At 66.6% G+C, this 13,872-nt stretch carries 9 protein-coding genes; 5 read left to right on the top strand and 4 right to left on the bottom strand.

Features of this window, described 5'->3' with window-relative positions; genetic code table 11:
- Nucleotides 1–138: 138 nt before the first annotated feature.
- The 4 genes from OG555_RS36965 to OG555_RS36950 all read right to left on the bottom strand — a co-directional run bounded on the left by OG555_RS36965 (nt 139) and on the right by OG555_RS36950 (nt 5,249).
- Nucleotides 139–1,386, bottom strand: coding sequence for a phage tail sheath family protein (locus OG555_RS36965; RefSeq protein WP_329477757.1), 1,248 nt, complete (start codon nt 1,384–1,386; stop codon nt 139–141).
- Between the two features lie 95 nt (nt 1,387–1,481).
- Nucleotides 1,482–2,099: an MSCRAMM family protein gene (locus tag OG555_RS36960; protein WP_329477755.1), complete on the bottom strand. Its 618-nt coding sequence runs from the start codon at nt 2,097–2,099 to the stop codon at nt 1,482–1,484.
- Entirely contained in the window at nt 2,096–2,713 is a 618-nt protein-coding gene (locus OG555_RS36955; RefSeq protein WP_329477753.1) for a DUF4255 domain-containing protein, read from the bottom strand. Before OG555_RS36955 ends, OG555_RS36960 begins: the two co-directional genes overlap by 4 nt.
- A 37-nt stretch (nt 2,714–2,750) precedes the next feature.
- Nucleotides 2,751–5,249: an ATP-binding protein gene (locus OG555_RS36950; RefSeq protein ID WP_329477751.1), complete on the bottom strand. Its 2,499-nt coding sequence runs from the start codon at nt 5,247–5,249 to the stop codon at nt 2,751–2,753.
- A gap of 162 nt (nt 5,250–5,411) precedes the next feature.
- Between OG555_RS36950 and OG555_RS43010 the strand changes: the two genes are divergently transcribed.
- The 5 genes from OG555_RS43010 (at nt 5,412) to OG555_RS36930 (ending at nt 12,782) form a co-directional block, all read left to right on the top strand.
- Complete coding sequence (locus tag OG555_RS43010; protein ID WP_442914460.1) at nt 5,412–5,900, top strand: eCIS core domain-containing protein; 489 nt, start codon at nt 5,412–5,414, stop codon at nt 5,898–5,900.
- Entirely contained in the window at nt 5,842–6,423 is a 582-nt protein-coding gene (locus OG555_RS36945; RefSeq protein WP_329477749.1) for a hypothetical protein, read from the top strand. Before OG555_RS43010 ends, OG555_RS36945 begins: the two co-directional genes overlap by 59 nt.
- A gap of 1,247 nt (nt 6,424–7,670) precedes the next feature.
- Nucleotides 7,671–8,102 (top strand): hypothetical protein, encoded by a 432-nt coding sequence (locus OG555_RS36940; protein WP_329477747.1) that lies wholly within the window; start codon nt 7,671–7,673, stop codon nt 8,100–8,102.
- A gap of 4 nt (nt 8,103–8,106) precedes the next feature.
- The gene (locus OG555_RS36935) at nt 8,107–9,171 is read left to right on the top strand and encodes a hypothetical protein (RefSeq protein ID WP_329477745.1); all 1,065 of its coding nucleotides are present in this window, start codon (nt 8,107–8,109) and stop codon (nt 9,169–9,171) included.
- Entirely contained in the window at nt 9,168–12,782 is a 3,615-nt protein-coding gene (locus tag OG555_RS36930; RefSeq protein WP_329477743.1) for a WD40 repeat domain-containing protein, read from the top strand. Before OG555_RS36935 ends, OG555_RS36930 begins: the two co-directional genes overlap by 4 nt.
- Nucleotides 12,783–13,872 lie beyond the last annotated feature (1,090 nt).

Here is a 13,872-nt window from a genome sequence, read left to right as displayed (position 1 = left end):
TGGGCGGCGAGACCCAGGAATAGGGGCACGCCAGTGGCCAGCGGAGCCGACGGTGCTGGAAACATCTCGACGCGCTGGACGCCTGGTACCTGGACTGTGGACATGATCACCTCGGCTGTTTGTAGCGTTGGCGGAGCGTCAGCCCCCCGGTCCTGACCACTGGGTGATCCGGAAGATGACGAACTCGGCGGGCTCGACAACCGCGACGCCGATCTCGGTCACCACCTGGCCGATGTCACGGACCTCTGGTGGATTGGTCTCCGCGTCGCATTTGACGTAGAAGGCAACGACGGGGGTGTCGCCGGCCAGCGCACCGTCGCGCCACACGTTGGTGAGAAACGCCGTGATATTGCGCGTGATCTTCGCCCACAGGCTCGAGTCGTTCGGCTCGAACACGACCCATTGTGTTCCCTCGTCGATCGACTCACGCAGGAAGAGGAATAGTCGCCGGACGCTGACGTACTTCCACTCGGCGTTGCGATCGCCGCCCACCGTTCGTGCGCCCCAGACGCGGATATTGCCGTTCAGGTCACGGATGGCGTTGACGCCCTGCGGGTTGAGGCCATTCTGTTGGGCCCGGCTGATCGCGTAGCGAAGCCCGAGGGCTCCGCGCACGACGGCGTTCGCAGGCGCCTTGTGAACGCCGCGCTCGCTATCGGTTCGCGCGTAGATCCCCGCGAGGTGGCCGCTCGGCGGGACGAACCGGATGCCGTCGCCGGCGGGGTCCTGGATCGACGTGGCCGGGTCGAACACGGAGATCCACGGGAAGTAGGTTGCCGCGTAGTCCGAGTTGTCGGGCAGGACATTGTGATCGTTGGACGGGTCGAGAAGTGTCAGGTCGAGCGCTCCGTCTGTCTCGACCACCTCGGCCGTGTCGAGAATGGCGAACCGGTCGCCGCACGACGTGCAGTGGTTGACGACCGCCGTGCGCGCGGCGTTGGTGACGATCCCGGGCGCGACGACGACGGCGATCTCGTCGATCGCCGCGAACGCGGTGAGCGCGGTCTCGATGTCGCCCGCCGACGCCACGCGGGACACGTAGCAGCGTGTACCGCCGTTGTTGAAGAAGCCGAAGACCGCATGTGCGAGGTTGCTCTGGCCCGCGTCGGTAGAGAACCCGCCGAATGCTTTGGTGAAGTCGCCGAAGGTCGTGCACAGCCGAACGCTGCCGGCGGCGGCCGGAAGCGTGAATGAGTTGCCGACAAAGGGCGAATTGGCGGCTGAGACCTGCTGCGTCGGATCGAACGCCGGGTTCCGGGCTGGAACCGTGACCTGATCGGGTGCGATTCCCACGAACGCGGCCGTGCTCGTTCCGACTCCGGCGATGGGCTGGACCGATGATGCAACTTCCTCGACGTACACACCGGGGGAGAGATATTGCGACATACCTCTGCCTCCCTTCCGTTTCTCCGTTTTGGATATGGCGTTGGAAGAATGACCGGCAGTTGGTGACGGGCGCCGTCTCGTACCGGTCGTCCGTGTTAGGAGGGGGCCGGCTTGAGGCTGATGCGGACGGTTTTCGACGAGCCGGGCTTTGCGATGGAGACCGGATGGGCGACGGTCACGAACCCCCGGGCTGCGACCACGATCGATCGCCGACCTGGCTCGAGTCCGGTGAGGCTGAAGTGCCCGACCTTGTCGGTATACGCGCGTACCGGCTCGCCGCGTACGTGCACTGACGCGAACGCGATCGGCTTCGAACCGGGGCCGGACACTGTGCCTGCCACGATCGTCACCGGTAGCGCGAGCTCGACCCAGGCGGGAGTGATGTGGCCAGCCCGGTTGCGCTTGACGACGGCCGTTGCCTTATGCGGGGCGTAGCGATGACCGCCGGCACTGAGCGAGACGGTCAAGCCGTACGAGCCGCTCGGCAGGTCGAGGAAGCAGAACCTGCCGGTGCTGTTCGTTCGCCTCCGATCGGCGCGCTCGTCGAGACTGTCCCACTCCTTGCCGCGAGATAGCCGCTGGACGTCGAGCACCCGTTGGAACTTGACAGGAACCGTCGCCAGGGCGACGCGTGCACCCGAGACTGGCTCACCGGTCACGCCGTCGACGACCTGGCCGGCCAAGGCAACCTGCCTGCTGACGATCTGCTTCACGTGTCACCGTCCGGTTCTGGTAAGGACGTGCCGACCTCGAAGACAAGCCGCTTCTCGAGAACCGGCGGGCCTGCGGGAATCAGGTCGAACGGCTGCAGCTCGATGGTGACGGTGTAGTTGAAGGCGGCGCGCGGTCGGCCACCGAGCGCCTGCCAGAACTCCGCGACGCCTTGAAGCTGACCCTGCTGCAGCGCAATGGTTGGTGGCTCGATGGTGGCCGACTCGAGGTTTCCCTGCAGCAGAGCGGTCGGCAGGGTCGGATACCGGAGGAGTGCCATGATGACGGCGCTGAGCAGACGGTGCTCGTCGAGCGCGGGTGCCGTCGAGCTGGCGCTCGGCCAGGCAGTTACGAGGTAGGAGCAGTCCACCCGGACGGGGGCACGCTCCCGCGTGAACAATCCCTGCTCGTCTCGTTCGAGGTCCCACTCGTTCGTGCGAAGCTCGCGGTTCTCGTGGATGTCGTAGAGGAACAGGTTCAAAGCCGGCAAGGTCACCGACTGCGGGGGAAATGCCTCGTCGGGTGTTGCGAACGAGATCGTGACCTGGTCGAGGATCTCCTGGGGCAGCGCGTTCTGGAGCAGCAGCGTCAGGCTACGGTCGAGGTCGTCGATCATGAGTGTCCTCCCCGCGCAATTACCAGCCGATGCGTGTTCATGCGCGTGACCCACCCGGCGCCGAGGTGGCTGTCTCGAGGACGATCTGGCCGAGCTTCTGGTACTCGCGTCGTGTCGCACGCTGGAGATGCTCCATCGTCACGGCCCGACCGTCGGCTGCGGCGAGAAATGCTGCGGCGACCGCGATGTTGCGAATGTGGCCGCCTGAGAGCTCGACGCGATGCGCGAGCTCGGCGTGGTCCAGCTCTGGGTCGAGCGGCGTCGTCGCCGGCCAGATCCCGTCCCAGATCCGCAGCCGGTCCGGCTCGTCGGGCAGCGGGAACTCGACGGTGAAGTGCATCCGCCGCACGAACGCGTCGTCCATGTTGCGGCGGAGGTTGGTGGCCAGCACGACGGTCCCGTCGAACTCGTCCATCTGCTGGAGCAGGTAACCGATCTCGATATTGGCGTAGCGGTCGTGTGAGTCTTTGACCGCACTACGTTTGCCGAACAACGCGTCAGCCTCGTCGAAGAACAAGATCGCGCTCGCCGCCTCGGCCTCAGCGAAGATGCGGGCCAGGTTCTTCTCGGTCTCGCCGATGTATTTGCTCACGACGGCGGCGAGGTCGATCTTGTACAGCTCGACCCCGAGTTCGCCCGCGAGGATCTCGGCAGCAAGTGTCTTGCCCGTCCCAGATGGGCCGGCGAACAGGATGTTCAGACCCGTACCGAGGGAGAATCGCTTGTCGAAGCCCCAGTCCTCGTACACCCGGCTGCGATAGCGGAGCGCGTCACAGACCTCGCGAAGTTGGTCCAGCCGGTCGGGTGGCAGGACGATGTCGTCCAGGTGTCGCCGTGGCGTCACTTTGCGCGCCAGGCCGGAGAGCCCCGCACCGGATAGCGCCCTCGCCGCGGCGAACAGATCGGGCTCATCGTCGCTGTGGGCCGAGCTTTCGACCGCCACGGTGACAGCCCGGCTGATCTCGGTTGGCGTCAACCGGAAGCGGTCGGCTAACGCTTCGACGGTCGCACGGTCTACTGCGACGCCCGCGTCCGCCAGGAGCGCTTTCCAGCACGCACGCCTCTTGGCCGCGCTCGGGGCCGAGAACGTGACCGTGACGAGTCCGGTCAGCAGGAGGCTGGCCGTGTTGGGCGTCGATGAGGGGCCGGGGGATCTCGCGATGATTGCGATGCCAGGGAACGCTTCTAGCTCTCGAAGCAGAAGGCCAAGTTCGTCTGCGTGCTCGCCGGAAATCATGACGTCGAAGTCATCGAGGAAGAGCACGGCATCCTGCAGGCGAGCCTCGCGGACCAGCAGCGCCAGCTTGTCGGCCGCCGCGTCGTCAGCCCGTCGCACGGCCTGAGCGAGCTCGGTTGTCAGCAGGGGCATCTGTAGATCGGCGGCGAGCGCCTCCGCGGCAGCGCGACGGCCGGAGCCGCGCCGGCCTTCGAACGACAGGCGCAGCGGTCGGCGGTCGGCGCGAGCGGTTCGGGCGAGGTCCAGCGGCATCGGCACGTCGCCTTGTAACCCGGACTGGTTGAGCACCAGGCGTGCGCAGCCGGCGAGCCGTGCATCCAGGCCGCGCTCGCCGATCAGCGCTCGGACCACCTGGTCGTCCAGCTTCAGTGCGCGGGCGAGCAGCGGCGGCCGGGCGTATGCGGGTTCAGCGAGCTCGACGAGGCGATGCCGTATCAGCGGAGCGTCGGCGGCGAACCTCGATCGCGCCCGCAGCTTGGCGCCGGCGTTCTCGCAGAGCAGGTTGAGCGCGAGGTCGACGCTCGGACGCCGTCGTGTCACGTCGTCTTGCAGGTAGGCGTACAGCCGCTCGTAGCGGAGGTCGAGCTCCGGCGCGAGCGCAACGACGATGATGTCGAGGTCGAGTCGTTCGAGCCCGAAGGTCTTCCCCAGCTCCGCGAGGCTGGGCGTGTCCTCGGCCAGCGACGGCCCGTCGCCGGAGGTGCCGAGCAGCGGCACGCATGGGGCGCGAGCGAGGAGGCGCGCAACCTCGTCGTCTCCCAGGTACAGACCGCGGTGCGGGTCGGTCGCAGCCTCCGGCCCGTACGCCACTCCCGCCGCTGCCACAGCTGAGCGAAGTCGTTCGTCGAGACGCGCCAGTGCCGTCGCAAGGCCGTCGGCCGCGCCATCCGCGACCGCACTGTTCAGGTAGGCGTGCCGCTCGGCGACGACGTGCATCGGCTTCCCCCTGCCCAACTGGCGCGACTCACGTGACCCGCTACTGAGCTGGCGTGCTTTCACGGGCTTGAACTCGGCAAGAAAGCGCCCCTCCTCTAGAAATACTCCCTTCCCGACCCGACGACAACTGGCGGTGTCCCGCCGATGCTGGGGGGCGGGTTGCACCTGGCGGCACTCGGTCCGCTCAATTGACTGAATCACGCTGCGGTGACCTTCGATTGATGAAACTGCGCGAGTAAGCGCATACTCGACATGGGTGATGGGGAGCAGGTAAATGGCTAAGCGAAGCGCGCGCGAGCCCCAAACAACCCGCGTCGTGTTGGGGGCGTCACCGGCTCGGCCGTCGGTGGCCGAGTCGCCCATGGGGCGTGGTGCTGAGGCCGCCGCCGACCACGTGGTGGCCCTGCAGCAGGCTGTGGGCAATCGTGTTGTCAGGGACCTTCTCCACCGGGGCGCTGATGGGGACCCGCTCGATGCTGAGACCAGAACCGCGATGACGGCGCGGTTGGATCGGATCTGCCGGATGTGCGCATCCATACCGACGAGTACGCATCTGCCCACGCGGGGGAAGTCGGGGCGCGCGCATTCACGGTCGGCCACGACATATTCTTCGCCGCGGGCGAGTACGCTCCGAGCACTCCAACGGGGCGCCGCCTGCTGGCGCACGAACTGACGCACGTCCTCCAGCAGCCGAACGCCTCTCAGGTGCGTGGAGGCTTGCCCGGCGTAAGTCGGACGAGCGATCCGGCCCGAACAGGAGGCAACGCGACTGGCTGGCGGAGGATCAGGCCGCGTTACGCAACAGCCCAAGGCGGCGGTCATGCGCGATGCATCAGGTGGGGCCCCGAGCGAACTTCTCGTCGCCACGAGCTCCTCGTCGGCTCGTCACGACCCAAAGCCCAAGTCTATGGGCAAACCTGGTGCGGTCACCCCTGGGACCGCGTCCAGGCAGGTGGTGTCAGAGGAGGAAATCGCCTACCGGTTCAGGGCCGAGCTCGCGCGCCAGGCGGGTAGTCGGCTGCAGATGGCGTACACGAAGTTCACGTCCGCCGTAAACAACGTCAAGGACGAGCTACGTGCGGCCGCCAAGAAGGTCGGACCGACATTTGTCGAGCAGCTTCTCGAGGTCATGATCGGTGTGCTGGCGCCGGTGGTCGGCAAAGTGATATTCGGCGCCCTGAACGCACAGCTCAAGGAGATGGGCACCTCGGTGCTCAAGGGCTTGCTGCCGAGTGAGGACGTGCCGCTGTTCGCGCCCAAGATGGATAAGTTGGTCGATGACTACATCGGGCTCTCCTCCGAGCATGCGAATGCTGGTGTCAAGTTGCTGATGGAGGGCGCGAAGCGCGAACCGAAACTGAGAACTGGCGGCGTGACGCCGACCGCTCAGGCGCCCATGGTGCAGGGCGGCCAACCGCCGGTCGGCGGTCCCAAGGCGCGTCAAGTCTCTACACCGAAGTTCCGGCCGAGGCTCTGCTCAACCAGTTCGTACAGACGTTCTCGGTCTATCTGGACCAGGTCAATGCAACGCTCATGACGCTGGACCGCGCTGCTCTTGTCGATATCTGGGCAGCGTTCGACCCAGCCCTCATCAATGAGAGCTACTACGCCGCGGAGATCCGAGATCTCGTCGCACAGCACGAAGAGTTGTCGAAGTATAGCGGTGGCGCACCTACGCCTGGTGCCGACATCTATTCGGTCGTGATGCTGGATGCATGGGGCGTCACCAGGCCGGCGATGTTGAAGTGGCACCACCTGGTTGTCCACGCATTCGCGCCCCAGCGGCACAAGGCCCTACTACGAGTTCATCAAGTGGGTCTCGCCCGAGATGCAGGAGACAGCGCCTGCGCTTGCCCGAGCTCAGCTCGGCGGGTTGAAACACTTCAAGGCATCAGACCCGCCCCCTGATACGCCCGGTATCCATATCCAGGGTCACATCGACGACCCGAGGACGGAGGGAGAGCGCATCGCTGAGGTCATGTACCAGGGCAAGGGTCACCTCGCGCACGTCAAGGTTTCGTACGATGGCACCACATTCGTCAGCTGGGTTAAGCCTGGTGACGAACAACTCGTTACGACCAAGGCTGGTCGACACGGCCGAGAGGTCTAGGCCACATTGCAGCCGCGAGCTTGAAGAACTCAACCTCGGTCCACCGTCCGCCCGCTGACTAACCGAGGTCCTGGCGCCATGACCTGGCCCAAGTCCGCTCCGAGGACCGCTTCCCGATCGGGCGCGCCCATCAGCACTCGGTGAAATTGGGTGTTCATGGTTCTCGTTTGCGGTCTACAGTGCAGATGGGGGCGGAGCCGATGGGGAATTCATCGAAAAACAAGCGTGTGTGTCGCCGCAAGGTGGTTGTTGGTGCAAGCGGAACACCATTTACGACTGCATTGTGTGCGCGCGAAAATGATGTTCGTTCGGACGCAGACGATTCAGTGCTGAACACCGCCCTCACGCCATCGATCTCCGAAACGTCACATCCACCGGCGCCACCGATCGGTACGCCGAGCCCGCGCCAGACGGCGCTGCCGAAGCGATGCGGGATCGCGGTGGGTGGCGGACCGCGGACGGGCGTGTGCGGCGGACGATCGTCGTCCCCTCGCGGGGCGATTCGCGGGACTGGCGGATCGGAATTCCGGTGGAGCTCACTGATCCACGGGTGAACGGGGCAACGTGCACGGTGCCGATCAATCTGCGGTCCAACTCGCTGAACGCCGGCAGCACGGACGAGCGGACTTTCGTTGTCACACGGCTGGCGTGGTAATTGAAGTAAGGGGGAAATCATGGAACCGGTTTCGGTGGCTGCGGTGACGTCACTTCTGGTGACGTACGGGCGGCATCTGTTGGGGATCGTCGGCGACGTCGTGGACGAAGGCGTCGCCGAGCGGCTGAAGGCACTGTGGGAGCGGGTCCGCAGCCGGTTCGCGGGTGACCAGCAGGCCGAGGGGGCGCTGCAGCGGCTGGCCGAGCAGCCCGACAATGAACGCCGCCAGGCCGCGGTCGAGGACCACCTGGACGAGTTCATGCGGGCGGACCCGGAGTTCATGGCAGCGCTGACCGAGCTGGTGGCGAAGCTCGCGCCGCAGCGGGAGGGCGCCGTCGAGGTGAACGACGCGGGGGTTGTCGCGCTCGGCGGAACGGTGAACATCAGGGGACGCTTCGCCGCCGGCCGGGACATCATCACCGGCGACCAGCGCGGGAAACGACCGAGGTGATGACATGTCCCGCGGTCGTACAGCCCTGCTGATCCTGTCCGGAGTCCTCTTGGCAGCGAATCTCGCCGGGTGTGGAAACGAGACACGCAACAACGCACCCGACGACACCAGCATCACCACCCCGACGCTCCTCGGCGAAACCGAGACATCAGACGCGACCACCTCACCGTCGACGCCACCGAACTCCGGGACAACCGGCCCGGATGGGTCGACCACGCCGAACGATCCGTCCTGGACCCAGTCGACAACTGGTCCCGGCACCGCGACAGGAACCACTGGCGGGACGACGACGAGTGGGACGCTCCCACCGACATACCGACCACCCACGAAAGGCGAGACCACCGGGAGCACGACGCGGCCGCCTACGAAAGGTACGACGAGCGCGCCGCCGACCAAGTCGACAACAGCGGTGAACAGCTGCGGTACGCCGCCCAGCGGGCAGTCGCCCGACGGCAAACTGCCGCAACGGATCGTGTTCCCGAGTCCCGGCAACCACCAATGGCCGGACACGAAGGTGACGCTGCGAGCCTGCGCCACGTCCGGGCTGAAAGTCGTTTATCAGCTCCACGGCGAGGCCTCAGGCGGCGGCTGCTACGTCGTCGATCCGACTTCGACGACATTGCAGTTCCAAGGCCCGGTCGGCAGTTGCGCCATCACAGCCACGCAACCGGGCAACAGCACGTACGCGCCCGCAGCCTCGGTCACCAACACCTGGAAAGTCAGCCCGCTGGTGATGACGTCCGCCTTCGTCGGAGCGTCCGACGTACTGCTGTACGACGCGAGATCTCCGACGGTGACGCTGCACGCGAGGGTCAGCGCGATCCACCCGCTGCCGCAGCTGTCGGCCAGCGTGGGGATCGTCGGCTCCTCACCGATGAGCTGCGAGCCGCCAGGGGTGCGTACAACGATCGGCGGCGACGGAAGCACCGACGTACGGTTCGACGTCCCAGTCAAGCTCATCGCGCCGACCGCGGACGTGAAGAACTGCTACTTGTACGTCAGCGTCCAGGTCAACCAGACGGTGAGTGGAGGACAGCACAGCCGCAACTTCACTGTGCGCGCCAAATGAGCCGGCCCGAGGCTGAAGGCCCGATCGACGACGTGGGGGTTGTTGCGCGCGGCGATGTGACGATGACGGGGGAGTTTGTCGCCGCGCGGGACATCTACTTCAACAACGTCACGTTCGTTTCGCCGGACGGTTCGCCGACCTCGCGGGAACTGGAGCCGGAAGGCCCCGCGGGTCCGTGTCCGTATGCGGGTCTCGATCCGTACGACGAACACACCGCCGAGTTCTTCTACGGCCGTGAACCCGACATCACCGCGGTACTGCGACTCGTCGAGCGCACCTCGCTCGTCGCACTTGTCGGCTCCTCGGGCAGCGGCAAGTCGTCGATCCTGTCCGCCGGCGTCCTACCTGCACTCGCGCAAGGCGTCGTCGCCGGCTCAGCGCAATGGGATGTACTGCGCCTCCGCCCCGGCCAGCAGCCGCTCGATCAACTCGCCGAGCGGATCACCGCCAAACTCCCCGGCACCGACCTGAACGACGTCGCCGCATCCATCCGCGCCGACCCGAAGCAGTTCACCGCGCTCAGCAGCCAACTCAAGTCAGCCACCGGCGTCTTGTGGGTGATCGACCAACTCGAGGAGATCTTCCAACCCGCGGTCGACGCCGACACCCGCGCCGCGTTCCTCGCAGCACTGTCCGCAGCGCAGTCGAGTCCCGGTCTCAAGGTGATCATCGCCCTGCGCTCGGACTTCTACCCGCACCTGGACCAATCACCCGAGTTAGCGATGGCGATCGCGGCAGCGCAGTACCGCCTGGTCAGGCTCGGCGAACACGCGATCCGCGAGGTCGTCGAACGGCCGGCCGAGAAGGTCGGGATGACTGTCGAGCCCGAGCTCGTCGAGCAGATCCTGAAGGACGTCGGCGACGTGGAGAGCGCGCTCCCGCTCCTGTCGTATGCCCTCCAGCAAACGTGGCGCCGCAGTCACGGCCGTCGCCTGACGCTCGCGGCGTACTCGCGCTCCGGCGCCCTCGACGGTGCCATCGACAGAGCCGCCGAGAAGGTGTGGAACTCACTCAGCGCCCAGCAGCAGGCGACCACCCACCGCGTGATGTTGCGCCTGTCGTACCTCGGCGAGGCCGCAGTTCCGGTACGTCGCCAAGCGCATCTCGACGACCTGGTCACTGATATCGACGACCACGCCACCGTGATCGAGGTCGTGAACCAATTGGCGGCCGCGCGCATCCTGACCGTGGATCGCGATCAGGTCGGCGGCTCCACGACCGTCGACATCACCCATGAAGCAGTACTGCGAGCGTGGCGGCTCCTCGCGCGATGGCTCACGGATGATCGCGACACGAAGCGGGCGCAGGAAGATCTCACCGATGGCGCGTTGGCCTGGCAGGAACATGAGAAGGACGCCGGCTACTTGCTGAGCGGTGCGCGGTTGGTTGCGGTGGAGGCGGGTCGGCGTACCGAGGATCTGACGTTCAACGAGTTGGAACTGAGGTATCTGGGGGAGAGCCGGCGCGTGGATCGGCGGCGGAAGTTGCGGTCGCAGTTGTCCGCCGTACTCGCGGTCGGTCTGGTGATCGCGTTGGCTGTCACGTTCGTTGTCGTGCGGCAGCAGCGGCAGATCGCTCGTGAGAAGGTCGTTGCCGATGCGCTGCAATTGGCGGCGCAGTCGCGGTCGGTGGTGGAGCGCCAGCGAGATCTCGGTGCGTTGCTGGCCGTGGCGGCGACCCGGACGAACGACAACACCGTGACGCGCGAAGCGGTGATGGATTCGGTTGCTTCACGCAACGGGCCGGTGGCGTCTCTACTCCCGGCCCCGGTGCAGGCGACGGCACTGGCCCCGGCCTTGACGTCCGGCGGTTCGGCTCTTGTCGGAGCTGTCGACGGCACGATCCACGTGGTCGACCCGGGTGATGGCAGGCAGACGGCTGCGACCATGACCGGCCACCAGAGCAATGTCACCGCGATCGCCTTCGACGGCGATCTCGTGGCGTCCGGCGATGCGACCGGCGTGGTGCTCGTGCACGGCCTCGGTACGACGGAACCGCTTGTGCCCGGCGTCTCAACGTCGGCGGAGGGCGCACGGATTCCTGCAATCGCCGTCGACGAGCGGACCGATCAAGTGTTCGCCGCGACGACCTTCGGGGCGGTCGAACGATGGCAGCGCCGCGACCACTTGTCTCCGATGAGCGCGTTGCCGGGCAGCTCGAACATCATCTCGCTCGCGGTGGACGACGCGTCTGGGCAGATCGCCGCGATCAACAACGAAGGAACGCTACTGCGCTGGCGTCTGAGCGACGGCGTACCGCTGCCTGCCTTGACCGCGCCGGGTGATCTCACCGCCGGCCTGGACATGCGCCTCGCGGTCCTCCGCGGCAGCCGACTGGTTGCCATCGCCAACGGATTCATCGGCGTCTGGGATCTCAAGACCGCGCGCCGACTGGGCTGGACGGCCGCACCTGGTACGACGGCGGTCAGTGCGACCGGCGACCCGGACCTGGTCATGGTGGGCGATTCCAGCGGGGCGATCACGCCATGGCGGCTCGGTACGTCGCTGTCGGCCGTCGGACCGGTCCGTTACGGGTTGACTGGCACTGTCATCTCAGTGGCCGCGAACACCGGACATCTCGTCGGCGTGGACGAGTCCGGCCGGGCTCTGTCTTGGGACCTCTCCGGACGTGGATCGCCGGCCGCGGCGCTGATGGCTGCGCTGGACGGAAACGCCCGAACTGCCGCCGTCAGTGCGGCCGGTGACGTGGCGATCGGCGGCGTCGACGGTACTGTCCGGGTCTTCCGCAACCACCTCGCGATCGCACGGATTCCGCTGTCCTCACAGGTGAATCAGCTCCTCTGGACGCCGCAGTCGTCGATCATCGCCGGTATGGACGACGGTCGCGTGGTGCAGGTCGACCCGAAGTCCCGACGTACCACCATCCTCGCCGCCGATCAAGGGAGACCGGTGGTCGGGCTGAGCGCCAACGCGCACGGGACGGTCGCGGTTGTGTTCGAGGACGGGAAGGTGTGGATGTCCAACCGTTCGGGTCCGCCGGTGTCGGTCGCCGCGTCGGGGACGGCGATCGCGATGGGGCCTGGGGGAGACGTCTTCGCCGTCGCGTCCGGTGGCAGGCAGACGGGGCAGCCGCCGGTGATCACGGTGCGGTCGACCGGCGAGGGTTTCGCGAGCCAACGGGTGCTGAGCGGTCACACGCTCGAGGTGAGCAGCCTCGCATTCAGCCGGGATGGGAAGTACCTGGCGAGCGGCAGCGACGACACGACCATTCGCCTGTGGTTGCTCGAAAAGGGGATCACGACCGCGACGCTGGAGGGGCACACCGACATGGTGCTCGGACTTGCGTTCACGCCCGACGGAAGCGTGCTCGCCTCGGGCAGCCAGGACGGAACGATCCGCCTCTGGGACACCAGCCTGCGGCGCCAGATAGGACAGCCACTCCGGTACGCCGACAACGTGCAATGGCTGTCGCTCGCGCCGACCGCTGACGGCGGGCAGTTCGTGGCGGCCGATGGGGAGTCGGCGATCCTCTGGCCGTTCACGCCCCGAGCCTGGACGACGCGGGCGTGCCACTTCGCCGGGCGGGAGATCACCGCGCAGGAGTGGAGCCGGCTCGGGCATACGGACAAGCCGCCGCGGCTATGTTCCTGACAGTACGAGTTGCAGGTCGACGCCGGTGCCTATGCGGTAAGGATGGGTGGAGCGAGAGCGCCGGCGACGCGGCGGAGGCGGGAGATCGGCGTGGATCAGTCCCGGTGATCGCCTCTTGCGCGGCCTCTCCGGCAGCGAGCAACATCGTCTTCGCGACCGTTGGCGCCGCCTGATTGAGGCCGTCTGGTCGATGATCTCGTCGAGCGGCTGAAGCCTTGCCGGAGCGGAAGTACTCACGCACCGAGCCCGCACTCGTCTCGAGTGCGACGTCCGGAGGATTGCGGCCCGCAGACGCGTCCGAATCGGGACCACGGCGCACCAGCGCTCCCGGCCCCACCGGCCCCCGACCAGTTCGATGCGTTGCGTCTCGGGCGGGATGTAGCGGTCCTCACCGCCCCTGGTGTGGGACGGGAAGAACCGCGCCATGGAGGCGCGGACCCGATCGGCGTACGGGCACGCCATCCAGGCGATCGACCGGACCCGGGGTCGCGCGCGACCCGGACGAGAACACGATCGCCCGGCCGGCGGGCAGGGCGGCGCGGCGAGCTCGGCGAGCTCGGCGATGTCGAGGATCTGTTCACGCTGCAGCTGCCGGTTGACCGAGGTGCACTGTTTGCTGGTCGACGTCGACGAGCGCAGCGTCTCCTTCAGTAAGCCCCGGAGCTCGCCCACTAAGATCGAATGTCGAACAGAACGCGTTCGACGGTGACACCGCGGTCGGCGAGCCAGTCGGCCCTGTCCGCGTTCGTGGTGCGAAGTGGTGTCAACCCCTGCGGGAGATGTGGTCGTAGTGCGAACACAGCCAGCGCCAAGTTGATGGTGGAGACAGATGAGGCGTTGTCGTTCCTCCTCGTAATGAGAAGGTCGTCAGTCCGACGTCGACAGGTGGCCCAACCGGAAGCGCGTGGCGCGCAGGCAGCACCCGGCCGCCGACGCTCGCCGGCTTCACGCCTCGGTGTGGCCGGACACCGCCGGCTGTGATCCGCCAACTAATCCCGCAACGCTTGTCGGCTAACTGATGCGCGACAGGCTGGTGCGCCGACCACCTGACCCGCCGACAACGCAAGTAGCCGCGATCCGCGCTGTCATG

Source organism: Kribbella sp. NBC_01484 (genome assembly GCF_036227145.1).
Lineage (GTDB): Bacteria > Actinomycetota > Actinomycetes > Propionibacteriales > Kribbellaceae > Kribbella.
This window is presented reverse-complemented; position numbering and strand designations above follow the sequence as displayed.

What these genes read in the sequence shown, in the direction of transcription:
- OG555_RS36955 (WP_329477753.1), bottom strand. Translation starts at nt 2,713, where the DNA reads ATGATCGACGACCTCGACCGTAGCCTGACGCTGCTGCTCCAGAACGCG.
- OG555_RS36940 (WP_329477747.1), top strand. Translation starts at nt 7,671, where the DNA reads ATGGAACCGGTTTCGGTGGCTGCGGTGACGTCACTTCTGGTGACGTAC.
- OG555_RS36935 (WP_329477745.1), top strand. Translation starts at nt 8,107, where the DNA reads ATGTCCCGCGGTCGTACAGCCCTGCTGATCCTGTCCGGAGTCCTCTTG.
- OG555_RS36965 (WP_329477757.1), bottom strand. Translation starts at nt 1,386, where the DNA reads ATGTCGCAATATCTCTCCCCCGGTGTGTACGTCGAGGAAGTTGCATCA.
- OG555_RS36950 (WP_329477751.1), bottom strand. Translation starts at nt 5,249, where the DNA reads ATGGGCGACTCGGCCACCGACGGCCGAGCCGGTGACGCCCCCAACACG.
- OG555_RS36930 (WP_329477743.1), top strand. Translation starts at nt 9,168, where the DNA reads ATGAGCCGGCCCGAGGCTGAAGGCCCGATCGACGACGTGGGGGTTGTT.